This is a genomic window from Caballeronia sp. LP006 (assembly GCF_031450995.1).
Classification (GTDB): Bacteria; Pseudomonadota; Gammaproteobacteria; order Burkholderiales; family Burkholderiaceae; genus Caballeronia.
In genome coordinates, this window is the sequence record NZ_JARTVW010000005.1 from 642193 (window position 1) to 655754 (window position 13562).

The following is a 13562-nucleotide window of genomic DNA, read 5'->3' on the forward strand; positions in this document are numbered from 1 at the left end:
CTATTTTTTCTCGCCTACGTCTATATCGATGAGCGATTGCGTCGACGGAGCTGCCCCAAGACTGACACATTCAACTCGTTCAAATTTTCCTTGGCGCCCCTCTAGACCGTTTGAAAACAGGGCGGCTTCGCAAGCACGACGGTCCTGTAATCCTTTGTACACTCTACCTTTAGACATTACCCACTTCGCAAATTCATTTCTAGCAATTTGCAAATCACCATCATTTATTAATTGCAACAAAGTGGATCCGGCAAAATTCTCCTTTCCAACGTTAAAAACAAAAGAAGAAAGCGCACTGAATTGGTAGTCCTCAAGTTCCCGCGTAACTAACCTTTGGACAGCTGCTCGCGATGTTCGAGTATCGATTTCTAAACGATCATTTCCTTTGTCCAACGACCATGTTCCGCGAAACTCGTCTTCTAAGGAGACTTGGGAGCATTTTTGCTTAGCGATCAAATGACCGTACCCGATTGTGCAATAACCAGCCGGGTCGTCGTATGCAATTGGTTGCCATCCTTCAAAATCTTTGATCAGCCCAATGCCCAATGGGCTTATGGGAGGTGGAGGAGATAAAGGTGCTGCGCCCAGTGGCGCTCCAAAATCTTCGACTTGGCTTCTTGGAACGAAAAACTGAGCCCTACTGCTAGCAGACTGCAAAAAAAGAATAGCAACTAAGCACGTGCCTAATACACGTGATCCCCAATGTATAACTTGCATAGATGCATCCGTGAAGAGCTGTTGACATGGGATTAGCAAACGTTGTCGTGACTCGGTAAGTGTAGGAATAATGCAATTTACACGCAAGGAAATGCATGTAGCTTTGTGTGCTTGCGCACGCTCCGATAAACTCTTGTCATCGGACCTTTAACTCGTTAAGGCGAAGTGAACATTTCTCGCAATTTCAAAAGATTTGAGCGTAGTCGCGGGATTTCGCCGATCGTCTAACCGTTTGCTTGAAAATTGAAAATGAATGTTGCGGCCAGAACGGGAACTTTTTTGCTGCAATGGCCGCCGCCGTCAAGCGTTCAAAGGTTGGATTTCCCGATGTTGGGAAAGCCAACGACGCGGCTTTAAAACCCATGGCATAGCTCAAACCGTCAAAGCGGCGCGTATTGCGCACATTTTCGTCTGATTTATTTCGAGTTGTGGTTTTGATAGTACCGGGTATGCCAGCTTTTCGAGGGCTTCAAAAAGACCGCTAAAACATATCCTGTTGTTGGTTGTTGTGACCTTGTGCATGAGAGATGCCCGCCAAAAATCTTCGAAAGTTTAAATCCGAATCCAGGTTTCACCATAGGTCCCACGGAAACAGGGCGCCTCTTTTCTAGATGGGTGACCCCCGGTGGGGGCCGGGGCTATTTTGGGAAGTTGGGCTGATTAGCGCGCGTGGGGAGACGACTATGTCCCCAGAGTTTTAAATGGAGCGCTCTGGCGTGCTTTTAAGGGTCCATCGGAGGAGGAAATAGGTTAGGAAGGAGATACGACGCTCTTCCCAAGCGCGGAGCAAAGTGGCACGTGATCTGCAGCGTTAGTTGTAACAACATGGGAGCCGGGGGGGCACATAGCAGCGAAGTAAGCGTCCCCTAGTGCACGACACCGCTTCTTAGAGAACCTTTCTGGCCCTTGGGACTTCAGTTCCTTCAACGCTACCCGTCTTTGCTTATTTTCATTCTTTTCGGCGAGAGCTCCCAGACTTGTCGGGTGAAGCGCGTTCACCATGCTTCCTAACGCAGCTTGGTCATCGTATATGTAGGCAGCAGCAGCACATCGCTCACTTGGATCGCACCCGAACGAGTCCCCCGGTCCTCGCAGCGCGTTGGCCGCATCCCGAGTAAGTTTGCCACCGCTGAAACAGGCTAAATGCTGGATGACTGAGTATTGCTTTGACTTACGGGCGTTGTTCCACAGACGTGCAATGCGAAGTGCTAGCGACTGCAACATTTCGCGCTTTAATTCGTCAAGGGTGGCTCCGGGATTACCGGGGTACACGTTGGTCAATTCGTCGATCAGCGCTTGTAACGGCACGTCTCTCCGTCGCCCCACGACCGAAGGCATCCTAGAAAAAGCGCGCAACGCCTCGGGCAATGTCTCAGCTGCTTGCAACCGATTGTGCGCGTCACATAGGTAACTCACCTTGCCCGCAAGGAGCTCCCGTAAAGCGTAAAAGGGGGCTTCTGCAGGTGTGTGTTCTTTGAGATGATCGTCGCCCCAATCAGCTGCTAGGGAGCTTTTCTCTGCAAATTCCACCACAAGTGTAGTGTCCAAAAAGCAACCTGCCACGCGAGACCCTCTCGACCCGGTTAATTTATTCTTCCGCCTTCGCGGTGTCGGCGGGCAGCTCAAGCACCTTGTCGTCCTTGTCTAGACTCAGCGCTGCCAATATTGCTTCTACGGCGGGGTGTTCGCCTCGCCAGCCTGCATCTTCGAGTCGGTCAACCATTTCGCTCGCATCATCGAGATCGATTGCTGGCGATTTTTTCAGCGCGACCAGGACTTGCACTTGGGCGTTGAGCATCGGTCGAGTGACTTCGACAGGGTCCGCCATAAGGCTTGCTCGCCGTATGAACGAAACGACAGCTCCAAAATCCTCGTTGAACGTAGTGAGCTTATGCGCTTTTTGCATCGCAACGGCGATTTGAGCCAAGCGCGAGCCCACCGCTTGCAGGTCCGATTCGCCAAAAGCAATCAGCGCATCTCGCGCATCATCGAGCGCCCCGCCCACAAGATCGAGCGCCTGTCCTGCTGTTTCCTTCGGGTCGAATAAATGCGGATAAACCTGCTCAGGCTCTGGAGCGACGGAACGCAATGGACTCGATGTTCCCCGCTCAGGTCGGACATTAGCAGTTGTGTAGACGGTCGTCGCATCTACTGCGCGATTTACCGGCACCGTCTTCCGAAAAATCACGGTTGTCGCAATATCCACGCTTGAACTGGCATGCGGCGCTGCCTCTGCGTCAGTTTGTGCGCTAGTACTGTAATTCATTTGGCCGGCCTCAAGACTTTGTCGATATCGCGGCGTAACACGTGTGAATAGCCTTTGAGCCAATCATCCATTCTAAACTTCTGTGCGTTGATGGCACCAAGGTTCCCCCTGTCGAAGTCAATGATCATCCTGAACTGGCTGCGGTTGATAGGCTCGTCAAAAAATTCGGGATCAAGCTCCGTCTCCAATTTCAACTCCTCGGCTTTCAGCCGCAGCAGCGTGAAAGACGCCTTGTCTTCGAATCGATACAGAAGCTCCGATCCGTTTCTGTCCGCCTCCATAGGCTGATCAAAAACGCGCTCGTTGGGCCACTTCACCAGCCCCAAATCAAAGACGGCTGCGTTGGCTTCTTTCAAACTTTCAAACTTGCGCACATACAACGAGCGAGCGGACACCCGTGTGAGTTCAGGAATTTCGAGTCGATCCCTAAGTAGCGCATAGGACTCTGTGAATTGGCGTATCCGTGACTGATCCAGCGCCTTCGGTCCTCGCACCGTAAAGGTGCTTGCCCGGAATCCAGTCTGGATCTGAATACCCGGCGCTCCCAAGGTCTGCTGATTCGGTTGCCCCTCAGCGACCTTCAGCCCCGGCCATATCTCGGACATTCGACGGGCAATCTCTCCAGCGCGGTCCCACAGAACGAAGGCATCCGCGTATACCGTTTGGACAATGACACTATTCAGTGTGAACTTATCCAGGATCATGTGTATTCCGCAGCTATATTCGAAGTAGGTTGAATGGCGCGATCGGTCGAGACGCTCCTTGCAACATAAACGGCCTGAGGCGACGAATCTTAACCCAGTAGGAAAAAAGGATCCATGCGCCGCGTCTCCTTTTGTAGCGATACCCTTCGCCTGGATTAGGGCAGGCGGGACTTGCGTCGCACCATGTTGGTACGCTTAATTGCTCCAGTGCGGGTCGCTACAACCTTTTTCTGCTGAAAAGTCTTCGTGATCCGTTTCGTTGGTGGTTCCGTCTGGATAAAAGAGATCGATGATCAAAATCAAAACGCCAAAAGGTACGGCTAGCGCTGTTTTTCTGACCTCCCCAGACACTCGATTCGATTCGAGGGGCACATATCGATTGGACGTTACTTTGAAGATCGACGAAGGGCGTCCGATACTCGACGTTTGCAAGAGGGAAGCGGTTAAAACACTCGGTCCTAGCAAGGCGGCAATAGCAACCTTGCCATGCCTTGAGAGCAGGGACGGCACAGTTACCCTGAAGTTCAGGAGCCGTGCTAAGCCGAAGGTGTACGACTCGCGGTCCCGCTTGCTTGCGTTAGAGACGTTTCACGCTCTGCAAATCGATACTGCCGCGACGGTTCGCGTTATCGCAGGTGCGGAGGCGTACAAGGGTTTCGGTGGCGGTGTAGCTCTTCACCTGTTCGAGGTACAGATAATTCACCTAACAAAGCACTTGAGCTTCGAGCCAGATTTAGGCGGTACATTTGTCGGTATGTAAAGAGGTAACAAGGAATACATTGGCTACATGCTGTCGGGTCCTATAGAGACACCATCAGCAGATGATGACCACCCGCCGCCGCAACCTCCAGCGCGCGACGCGCAGCCGGATGCCCGATGACATCCGCGAGATCGGGCGCGGTCGGCCGCGATGACGCATTCAATTGCGCAAAAGCCCGCGCGGGACGAAGCCGCGCATCCGGAACGCCGTTCAGATGCGCGCAGAGCGTCGGCAAATCCGCCGCGCCGAACACTTCGATGCCGGGCACCAGCGCGGCTTCGGCAGCACTTGCGAGCGGCACATAGATTTCCGGCGCACGCCCGCTCTCCGAACCGGTCGATGCATGGTGCCGCGCCGCTCCGCACACCATCGCGAATGCTCCGCGCATGGGCCGCAGCGCGCCGGTCAGCGACAGCTCCCCAGCGAACTCACGATTTTCGAGCGACGCAGCCGGAATCTGTCCGCTCGCCGCCAGAATGCCGAGCGCGATAGGCAAGTCGAAACGTCCCGACTCCTTTGGCAAATCTGCCGGAGCGAGATTGACGGTGATGCGGTTGACGGGGAATTCCAGTCCGCAATTCTGCAGCGCGGCGCGCACGCGCTCGCGGCTTTCGCGAACTTCGAGATCGGGTAAGCCGACGATGGAGAACGACGGCAATCCGTTTGCGAGATGAACTTCGACGACCACTTCCGGCGCGCGCCCAGGGGCGGGCGCGCGGCTCTTGACCACGGCAAGCGACATGATTTCACCTGAAACGGCGCGCGCTCGAAGGCGGCGCCGGCAATGAGACTAGGACTTCACGGCTCGCCGGCCGAGGTCGACAGTAGTTGAAGCAGTCAGTCCTGCGACGAGGAGCCGCCCGGCTGGTGCTGCTCCAGTTGCGCGACGCGTTTTTCCAGCTCTTCCAGCCGGGCGCGCGTACGCACGAGCACCTGAGTCTGCGTGTCGAATTCTTCGCGGGTCACGAGATCGAGCTTCGAGAAGCCCTGCGAAAGCATGGCTTTCACATTTTTCTCAACGTCTTTAGCAGGCGAATTCTTGAAGAGCTCGCTCATCTTCTGCTGCAGGTCATTGAAAACGTCGTTGGGCTGCTTCATCGTTTCTCCCTTTGCACAAAAAAAGTGCATTCATTGTTAGGTCAGTGCCCCGGCCGGTTGCATGATCGATTTTGGTGCATTCGTCACGCACTGCCGGGCACATTCGAGGCGCCGCGATTTTAGCGCTCCCGCGCTCCCGCGTTTTCCGCCTTTGCCCCTTTTTACGGGACCTTGCGAGCACTCTAGCAACGAACCCACCCCGGCGCCAGCAGGTACGGCGCGCGTTAGCCATTCGGCAGATCCCTTGCGCGCGCCTTTCGTGAAATCGTGCAAAGCCCCGTGAGCACTCGATTGGCATACGAGTTGCATAAGTGGCGCGGACCTTTTCTGCACGCTTCTTTCAGCGGCCCGACAGGATGGACGTGGGCTTGCAACCGAGGCATCCCGCTTTAGAAGGCATCGAAGGATCAGAGGCACACCACAGCGAGGGATACATGAAGCTCATTACCGCAATCATCAAGCCGTTCAAGCTCGACGAAGCGCGCGAAGCGCTCTCGGCGATCGGCGTCTCGGGCATCACGGTGACCGAGGTAAAAGGCTTCGGCCGCCAGAAAGGTCACACCGAACTTTATCGGGGCGCGGAATACGTCGTCGATTTCCTGCCGAAGGTGAAGATCGAAGCGGCCGTGTCGGACGACATCGTCGATCAGGCGATCGAAGCGGTCGAACGCGCGGCGCGCACGGGAAAAATCGGCGACGGCAAGATCTTCGTCACGGCAATCGAACAGGTCATTCGTATTCGTACCGGTGAGACCGGCGCGGACGCGCTCTAAGAAAAGAAATCGGCGATAAGAGGAAACCGAAGAATGCGTAACTTTTTGATGTCATTGCTGGTGGCGGGCGCCCTGGTCGGCGCCAATGTCGGCACCGCACTCGCCCAGGACGCGTCCGCTCCGGCCGCTGCCTCGGCACCCGCGGCCGACGCCGCATCGGCGCCTGCAAGCGCACCGGCCAGCGCCAACACGGCGATGGCTTCGTCGGCGGAAGGCGCTTCCGCAGCGGCGGCAGCTTCCGACGCCGCTCCCGCCGCGCCGACCGAACCATTCTCGGTCGATTCGTCGAAGATCAGCTCGGGTGACACCGCGTGGATGCTCACCTCGACCGCACTCGTGCTGTTCATGACGGTTCCGGGCCTCGCGCTGTTCTACGCAGGCATGGTTCGCAAGAAGAACGTGCTGGCAACGGTAATGCAGAGCTTCGCGATCTGCTGTCTCGTCACGATCATCTGGACGGTCGTGGGCTACAGCATCGCGTTCACGCCGGGCAATTCGTTCCTGGGTGGCTTCTCGCGCGTGTTCCTGCACGGCATGAACTACATCAAGGGCGACAAGGCCACGACGCTGACCGTCAGCCATCTGGCATCGACGATTCCGGAATCGGTCTACTTCGTCTACCAGATGACGTTCGCGATCATCACCCCGGCGCTCATCACCGGCGCGTTCGCCGACCGGATGAAGTTTTCCGCGATGCTCGTGTTCATGACGCTGTGGTCGATCATCGTCTACTCGCCGATCGCGCACATGGTCTGGGAACCGACCGGCTGGCTGGCAGGCGCGGGCGTGCTCGACTTCGCGGGCGGCACGGTGGTTCACATCAACGCCGGTATCGCGGGCCTGATGTGCTGTCTGGTGCTCGGCAAGCGCGTTGGCTACGGCCGTGAAGTGATGGCGCCGCACAACCTCGTGCTCTCGCTGATCGGTGCATCGATGCTGTGGGTGGGCTGGTTCGGCTTCAACGCGGGTTCGGCAGTCGCGGCTGACGGCCGTGCCGGCTTCGCCATGCTCACGACGCAGATCGCCACCGCATTCGCCGCCTTCGGCTGGATGTTCGCGGAATGGATTTCGAAGGGTAAGCCTTCGGTGCTCGGCATCATCTCGGGCGCGGTTGCAGGTCTCGTTGCAGTGACGCCGGCTTCGGGCTTCGTGGGCGTGACGGGCGCTATCGTGATCGGCATCGTGGCGGGCGTGGTCTGCTTCTGGTCGGCGACGTGGCTCAAGCACAAGTTCGGTTACGACGATTCGCTCGATGCGTTCGGCGTGCACGGCGTGGGCGGGATCATCGGCGCTTTGCTGACGGGCGTGTTCGCAGTGAAGGACATCGGCGGCTTCGATGGCAATGTCATCGTGCAGGCGAAGGGCGTGCTGGTCACGCTGGTCTATAGCGGCGTCGTCAGCTTCGTGCTGCTCAAGATCATCGACATGGTCATGGGTCTGCGCGTGACGGAAGAAGAGGAACGCGAAGGTCTCGACGTCACGCTGCATGGCGAGCACGTCGAATAAGGGATTTGAGCCGCGATCCGGCGTGCCGCGAGAGGGCGCGCCGGTTCTCCTCCGCTCGGCGCATGTCGCCGGGGCGACGGCAAACGAACGAGCGCAGCGACTTGGCCCGCCTTCATGGCGGGTTTTTTTTCGTCCGCGCGTTACGTCGGGTTTTCGTCCAGCGCGGCTCGCGCCGCAAATGCCCGGATTGCCTGTGTAGATTGCCGCGATGGGCCGCAAAGCCTTGCTAAATGGCGGTCCATACCCAGTTAGGCAGGGCAATTGCTCTACAATCTTTCGTCCCTGTATCGGCTGGAACGATCGCCTTGGCGGTTGCCCAGTCCCACGCAAAACGCTGTCCACGAGAAATCAATGGTTCCGCACTTAGTTACGGCGTTAAGTGGCCCGCTGCTCGACCTCGAGCGGAGAATTCTCGAGGCTACGCCTTCCATCGAACGGTGGTTCCGTCTCGAATGGCAGGAGCACACGCCGCCGTTTTACTGTTCCGTCGACCTGCGTAACGCCGGTTTCAAGCTCGCGCCCGTCGACACCAATCTCTTTCCCGGCGGCTTCAACAATCTGCCGCACGAAGTGCTTCCGCTTGCCGTGCAGGCGGCGATGGCGTCCATCGAAAAAATTTGTCCAGACGCGAAGAATCTGCTCGTGATTCCGGAGCGGCACACGCGTAACGCGTTTTATCTGGAGAACGTTGCGCGGCTCGCGACCATCATGCGTCAGGCGGGACTCAACGTCCGCTTCGGCACGCTCGATGAAAACATCCACGGGCCCGTGACCATTCCGCTCGCCGATGGCCAAAAGGTCGTGCTCGAACCGCTCGAACGCACGCCGCGCCGTCTCGGCCTGAAAAATTTCGATCCGTGCTCGATCCTGCTCAACAACGATCTTTCCGCCGGCATTCCGCCCGTGCTCGAAAATCTGCACGAGCAATACATCCTGCCGCCGTTGCATGCGGGCTGGGCGGTGCGCCGCAAGTCGACGCACTTCTCCTGCTATGACGATGTCGCGAAAAAGTTCGCGAAGCTCGTCGAGATCGATCCGTGGATGGTGAACCCGTACTTCGCGCACGTCGAAGGCGTGGATTACGAGGCGCGCACGGGCGAGGAAGCGCTGGCCGAGGCAATCGACGGCGTCATCAAGAAGATCGCGAAGAAGTACCGCGAGTACGGCATCAGCGAGAAGCCGTATGTCGTCATCAAGGCCGATGCCGGCACGTACGGCAAGGGCGTGATGACCGTGCACGACGCAAGCGAGGTCGCCGCATTGACCAAGCGCGAGCGCACGCGCATGAACGACGCGAAGGAAGGCCTGCAGGTGCACGATGTGATTGTGCAGGAAGGCGTGCACACATTCGAGCGCGTGGAGAATGCGGTGGCGGAGCCGGTCGTGTATATGATCGACCGGTACGTGGTCGGCGGGTTTTATCGCGTGCACGACTCGCGCGAACGCGACCAGAACCTCAACGCGCCCGGCATGCATTTCGTGCCGCTCGGCTTCGAGCACACCGCGCTGCCGGATGCGCATGCGAAGCCCGGCGCCGCGCCGCCGAACCGCTTTTACATGTATGGCGTGGTGGCCAGGCTTGGGTTGCTGGCGGCATCGGTGGAACTCGAGAAGACCGACCCGGAAGCGATTCAGGTCTGAGTGCATAATGCCCTGCTCTCGTGGCCAATACTCATGGCCACGGTCACTAGCTCAAGCGAATACACATGGACATTCTCTTCATCGCCGATCCGCTCGATCGTTTCAAGATCTATAAAGACACGACCTACGCGATGATGGCCGAAGCCGCGCGGCGCGGTCACGTGCTGTACGCATGCGAGCCGCAGCATCTGGCGTGGACTGGCACGACGGTCGACGCGAGCGTGCGACGCATTGCGATTGTCGGCGACGAAGCGAACAGCGACCGCTGGCCGTGGTTCGCGGCGGAACAGGCGGAGCATTTGCCGCTCACGCGTTTCGGCGCGGTGCTGATGCGCAAAGACCCGCCGTTCGATCTCGAATATGTCAACGCAACCTGGCTGCTCGAAATCGCGGAACGCGCCGGCGCGCGCGTTTTCAACAAGCCGCAAGCCATTCGCGATCATTCGGAGAAGCTGGCTATTGCCGAATGGCCGCAGTACGTGGCGCCCACGCTCGTCACGCGCGATGCGGCTCGCCTGCGCGGCTTTCACGCGGAACATGGCGATGTCATTCTGAAACCGCTCGATGGCATGGGCGGCATGGGCGTGTTCCGCGTGAAAGCGGACGGCATGAACCTCGGGTCCATCATCGAGATGCTGAGCGAGGACGGCGCGCGTACGGTGATGGCGCAGAAGTTCATCCCGCAGATCACGGACGGCGACAAGCGCATTCTGGTGATCGGCGGTCAGCCGGTGCCGTATTCGCTGGCGCGTGTTCCCCAGGGCAACGAGGTGCGCGGCAATCTGGCGGCGGGCGGTCTTGGCCGTGCGCAACCGCTGTCGGCGCGCGATCGCGAGATTGCCGAAACGCTCGGGCCAATTCTTGAAGCACGCGGGCTTTTGCTGGCCGGCCTCGATGCCATCGGCGATTACCTGACCGAAGTCAACGTGACGAGCCCGACATGCTTCCGCGAAATCATGGATCAGACAGGCTTCGACGTTGCTGGAATGTTCATCGACGCGCTCGAACGCGCGGTCGGCTAAACGGCCTTTCGAGCGCTAGCCAACGCTCGAATTGGCGCACTGCAAAAACATAATCGCCGACGCTGTTACAATTATTTCCCGGTTGCTTGCAAGTTTTAGGGTTGGAACGTGCTTTTTCCGGTCTTAAACTGTGTTTAAGAGTGCAAGCGTAAGCTGTGGTAATGGTGGAACGGTGTCTGGCGTAAGGCGGGTTGATTTTCGGCCCGCGTACGACCATATAGGCATCGATCCCGCGCCGCTCGCGCGTTTTCGAGCGATCTCTAGATGCCGGCAACCCTGGCGTCATTACAGAGGCAGCAATCCTTACATGGCTGGCATTCTGATCATCGCGCATGCTCCGTTCGCTACCGCGCTACGCGAGTGTGTCGCGCACATTTACGGCGGCTTGCCCGCACGCATCGGCGTTGTCGACGTAACGCCCGACTGCGATCCCGTCGAAGTCCGCGCGTTCGCGCGCTCGGAACTCGACCGTCTGCGAGAAGACAATGGCGCCATCGTGCTCACCGACGTCTTCGGCGCGACGCCCGCGAACATCGCGGCGAGTCTCGCGGAAACGGACGTGCGCGTGCTCGCAGGCGTCAATTTGCCGATGCTCGTGCGCGCCGTGTGTTATCGCGCGACTCCCATCGACACGCTTACCGAAAAAATTCTGCAAGGCGGCTCGAAAGGCATCCAGGAACTGGATTCCTCCACGCCGCTGAATCCTTGCGCGCTCGCGACGAAGGCTGCCGGTTCGCAAGATCCGGCGTGCTCCGCGAGTGCCGATCTCGTCGCCGCGAAAGCCGCGAGTCACTGACGCCGCTCAATTCATCCACTAGCGCCCGGAGCATCATGCTGCAACAGGAAACAACGATCGTAAACAAGCTGGGACTCCACGCGCGGGCATCGGCGAAGCTCACGCAACTGGCCGGTAGCTATCAGTCGGAAATCTGGATGAGCCGTAACGGTCGCCGGATCAACGCCAAGAGCATCATGGGCGTGATGATGCTGGCAGCGGGTATCGGCAGCACGGTGACCATCGAAACCGAAGGCGCCGACGAAGCCGATGCGATGAAAGCGATCCTCGCGCTTATCGCCGACAAGTTCGGGGAAGGGCAGTAAGCGCTTCATCCCGCATCGGAAGTAGCCAACGAAAAGCCGCGCTTCGACGCGGCTTTTTTGCGTCCGCGTTCTTTGCAGGACAAACGGCCGCGCCTCGCTGCGACGGCCGTTCGGCGACCGCAGCCTCATTCGAACTTATAATGCTAGCGCGGTCCTAAGCGCCTGCCGCAGGCCCCTAGAGACCGCGCAGAAACTACAGAGGAGGTGCGCGTGTCCTTCACGCTGCATGGAATTCCCGTCTCACGAGGCATCGCCATTGGGCGAGCGTATCTGATCGCGCCTGCGGCGCTCGATGTCGCTCACTATCTCATCGATCCCGACCAGATCGACGCTGAAATCGCGCGGTTTTATGCCGCGCAAGCGGGCGTGCTCGCCGAACTCGAAACGCTTCGCAACGACCTCGCCGCGGACGCGCCTGGCGAAATGACAGCGTTCATCAACGTTCACATGATGATCCTGAACGACGCCATGCTCGTGCAGGAAGTCATCGATCTGATTCGCACGCGGCGCTACAACGTCGAATGGGCGCTCACCGAACAACTCGAAATCCTGAGCCGCTACTTCGACGAAATCGAAGACGAGTATCTGCGCGAACGGAAGGCGGATATCGAGCAAGTGGTGGAACGGCTGCTCAAGGCGCTTGCAGGCGCGCCGACCACTGCATCGATGGTGGCGCATACGGTTGCGAGCAACGGCCACAACGAGATGATCGTCGTGGCGCACGACATCGCGCCGGCCGACATGCTGCAGTTCAAGACGCAAGCATTCAAAGGTTTTGTCACCGATCTCGGCGGCCGCACGTCGCATACGGCGATCGTCGCGCGTAGTCTCGGCATTCCCGCGTCGGTCGGGGTGCAGCAGGCGAGCGTGCTGATTCGTCAGAACGATCTCATCATCGTGGACGGCGATCACGGCATTGTCATCGTCGATCCCGCGCCGATCGTGCTCGAAGAGTATTCGTACCGGCAAAGCGAAAAGGTGCTGGAGCAGCGCAAGCTGCAGCGCCTCAAGTTTTCGCCGACGCAAACCTTATGCGGCACGAAGATCGAGCTGTGCGCGAACATCGAACTGCCCGAGGATGCGAAGGTCGCGGTGGAAGCGGGCGCGATGGGCGTCGGCCTCTTTCGCACCGAGTTTCTCTTTATGAATCATAAAAACCAGTTGCCGGAGGAAGAGGAGCAGTTCGAGGCCTACAAGCGCGCGATCGAACTGATGAACGGCAAGCCGGTGACCATTCGCACGATCGATGTCGGCGCGGACAAGCCACTCGATTCGATGAGCGCCGGCGACGGCTACGAAGTCGCGCCGAACCCGGCGCTCGGGCTGCGCGCCATTCGCTGGAGTCTGTCCGAGCCGCAAATGTTCATGACGCAACTGCGCGCCATCTTGCGCGCGTCCGCGTTCGGTCCGACCAAGATTCTGATTCCAATGCTCGCGCACGCGCAGGAGATCGATCAGACGCTCGATCTGATCCGCGAGGCGAAGCGTCAACTCGACGACGCGGGCATCGCCTACGACCGCCAGATTCAGGTCGGCGCGATGATCGAAATTCCCGCCGCCGCCATCGCTGTGCGGCTCTTCCTGAGCCGGCTGGATTTTCTGTCGATCGGCACCAACGATCTGATTCAATACACGCTCGCCATCGACCGCGCGGATAACGCGGTCGCGCATCTGTACGATCCGCTGCATCCGGCCGTGCTGAATCTGATCGCGTTCACGCTGCGCGAAGCGAAGCGCGCCGGCGTGCCGGTTTCGGTGTGCGGTGAGATGGCGGGCGATCCGACGGTTACGCGCTTGTTGCTCGGGCTCGGTCTGACCGAGTTTTCGATGCATCCGAGCCAGTTGCTTGTCGTGAAGCAGGAAATCTTGCGCTCGAATCTCAAGGCATTCGATAAGCCCGTAGCGGACGTGCTCGCGGCTTACGAGCCGGATGAATTGCAAGCAGCGTTGGCGCGGCTTCAGAAGATTTGAGGC

The 13562-nt window shown here is 58.5% G+C and carries 12 protein-coding genes and 1 pseudogene; 7 read left to right on the forward strand and 6 right to left on the reverse strand.

The features are described from left to right. From P9250_RS19725 to P9250_RS19750, 6 genes and pseudogenes are all read right to left on the reverse strand, one after another. Window positions 1-717: a lysozyme gene (locus tag P9250_RS19725; RefSeq protein ID WP_310394719.1), complete on the reverse strand. Its 717-nt coding sequence runs from the start codon at window positions 715-717 to the stop codon at window positions 1-3. A 184-nt stretch (window positions 718-901) separates the two neighbouring features. Continuing rightward, a complete protein-coding gene (locus P9250_RS19730) occupies window positions 902-1120 on the reverse strand; it encodes a hypothetical protein (protein WP_310394721.1) in 219 nt (72 codons plus the stop codon). Window positions 1121-2305: 1185 nt separating this feature from the next. Beyond that, complete coding sequence (locus P9250_RS19735; RefSeq protein WP_310394723.1) at window positions 2306-2983, reverse strand: hypothetical protein; 678 nt, start codon at window positions 2981-2983, stop codon at window positions 2306-2308. Further along, window positions 2980-3687 carry a hypothetical protein gene (locus P9250_RS19740; RefSeq protein WP_310394725.1) on the reverse strand — a complete coding sequence of 236 codons (708 nt, stop codon included), beginning with the start codon at window positions 3685-3687 and terminating at the stop codon, window positions 2980-2982. The genes P9250_RS19735 and P9250_RS19740 overlap by 4 nt, the downstream gene beginning before the upstream one ends. 809 nt (window positions 3688-4496) lie before the next feature. Next, window positions 4497-5189 (reverse strand): annotated as a pseudogene (locus P9250_RS19745) (magnesium chelatase domain-containing protein); the annotation flags it as partial. Between the two features lie 95 nt (window positions 5190-5284). Further along, window positions 5285-5545 carry an accessory factor UbiK family protein gene (locus P9250_RS19750; protein WP_244826861.1) on the reverse strand — a complete coding sequence of 87 codons (261 nt, stop codon included), beginning with the start codon at window positions 5543-5545 and terminating at the stop codon, window positions 5285-5287. 434 nt (window positions 5546-5979) lie between these two features. Between P9250_RS19750 and P9250_RS19755 the strand changes: the two genes are divergently transcribed. The 7 genes from P9250_RS19755 (at window position 5980) to ptsP (ending at window position 13559) form a co-directional block, all read left to right on the forward strand. After that, window positions 5980-6318, forward strand: a complete 339-nt coding sequence (locus tag P9250_RS19755; RefSeq protein WP_014190273.1) for a P-II family nitrogen regulator — start codon at window positions 5980-5982, stop codon at window positions 6316-6318. A 33-nt stretch (window positions 6319-6351) separates the two neighbouring features. Beyond that, complete coding sequence (locus P9250_RS19760) at window positions 6352-7824, forward strand: ammonium transporter (RefSeq protein WP_244826862.1); 1473 nt, start codon at window positions 6352-6354, stop codon at window positions 7822-7824. Window positions 7825-8175: 351 nt separating this feature from the next. Continuing rightward, on the forward strand, window positions 8176-9465 hold the full coding sequence (gene gshA, locus P9250_RS19765; protein ID WP_310394728.1) for a glutamate--cysteine ligase: 1290 nt from the start codon (window positions 8176-8178) through the stop codon (window positions 9463-9465). A 65-nt stretch (window positions 9466-9530) separates the two neighbouring features. Next, window positions 9531-10487, forward strand: a complete 957-nt coding sequence (gshB, locus tag P9250_RS19770; RefSeq protein WP_310394730.1) for a glutathione synthase — start codon at window positions 9531-9533, stop codon at window positions 10485-10487. A 307-nt stretch (window positions 10488-10794) separates the two neighbouring features. Further along, complete coding sequence (locus P9250_RS19775) at window positions 10795-11283, forward strand: PTS sugar transporter subunit IIA (RefSeq protein ID WP_244826865.1); 489 nt, start codon at window positions 10795-10797, stop codon at window positions 11281-11283. A gap of 35 nt (window positions 11284-11318) precedes the next feature. Beyond that, window positions 11319-11588: an HPr family phosphocarrier protein gene (locus tag P9250_RS19780; protein ID WP_244826866.1), complete on the forward strand. Its 270-nt coding sequence runs from the start codon at window positions 11319-11321 to the stop codon at window positions 11586-11588. Between the two features lie 210 nt (window positions 11589-11798). Continuing rightward, window positions 11799-13559, forward strand: a complete 1761-nt coding sequence (gene ptsP / locus P9250_RS19785) for a phosphoenolpyruvate--protein phosphotransferase (RefSeq protein WP_244826867.1) — start codon at window positions 11799-11801, stop codon at window positions 13557-13559. Window positions 13560-13562 lie beyond the last annotated feature (3 nt).

Excerpts from the sequence above, each read along its gene's own strand:
- P9250_RS19725 (WP_310394719.1), bottom strand. The coding sequence starts at position 717 with ATGCAAGTTATACATTGGGGATCACGTGTATTAGGCACGTGCTTAGTT.
- P9250_RS19735 (WP_310394723.1), bottom strand. The coding sequence starts at position 2,983 with ATGAATTACAGTACTAGCGCACAAACTGACGCAGAGGCAGCGCCGCAT.
- P9250_RS19740 (WP_310394725.1), bottom strand. The coding sequence starts at position 3,687 with ATGATCCTGGATAAGTTCACACTGAATAGTGTCATTGTCCAAACGGTA.
- P9250_RS19750 (WP_244826861.1), bottom strand. The coding sequence starts at position 5,545 with ATGAAGCAGCCCAACGACGTTTTCAATGACCTGCAGCAGAAGATGAGC.
- P9250_RS19755 (WP_014190273.1), top strand. The coding sequence starts at position 5,980 with ATGAAGCTCATTACCGCAATCATCAAGCCGTTCAAGCTCGACGAAGCG.
- P9250_RS19760 (WP_244826862.1), top strand. The coding sequence starts at position 6,352 with ATGCGTAACTTTTTGATGTCATTGCTGGTGGCGGGCGCCCTGGTCGGC.
- gshA (WP_310394728.1), top strand. The coding sequence starts at position 8,176 with ATGGTTCCGCACTTAGTTACGGCGTTAAGTGGCCCGCTGCTCGACCTC.
- gshB (WP_310394730.1), top strand. The coding sequence starts at position 9,531 with ATGGACATTCTCTTCATCGCCGATCCGCTCGATCGTTTCAAGATCTAT.
- P9250_RS19775 (WP_244826865.1), top strand. The coding sequence starts at position 10,795 with ATGGCTGGCATTCTGATCATCGCGCATGCTCCGTTCGCTACCGCGCTA.
- P9250_RS19780 (WP_244826866.1), top strand. The coding sequence starts at position 11,319 with ATGCTGCAACAGGAAACAACGATCGTAAACAAGCTGGGACTCCACGCG.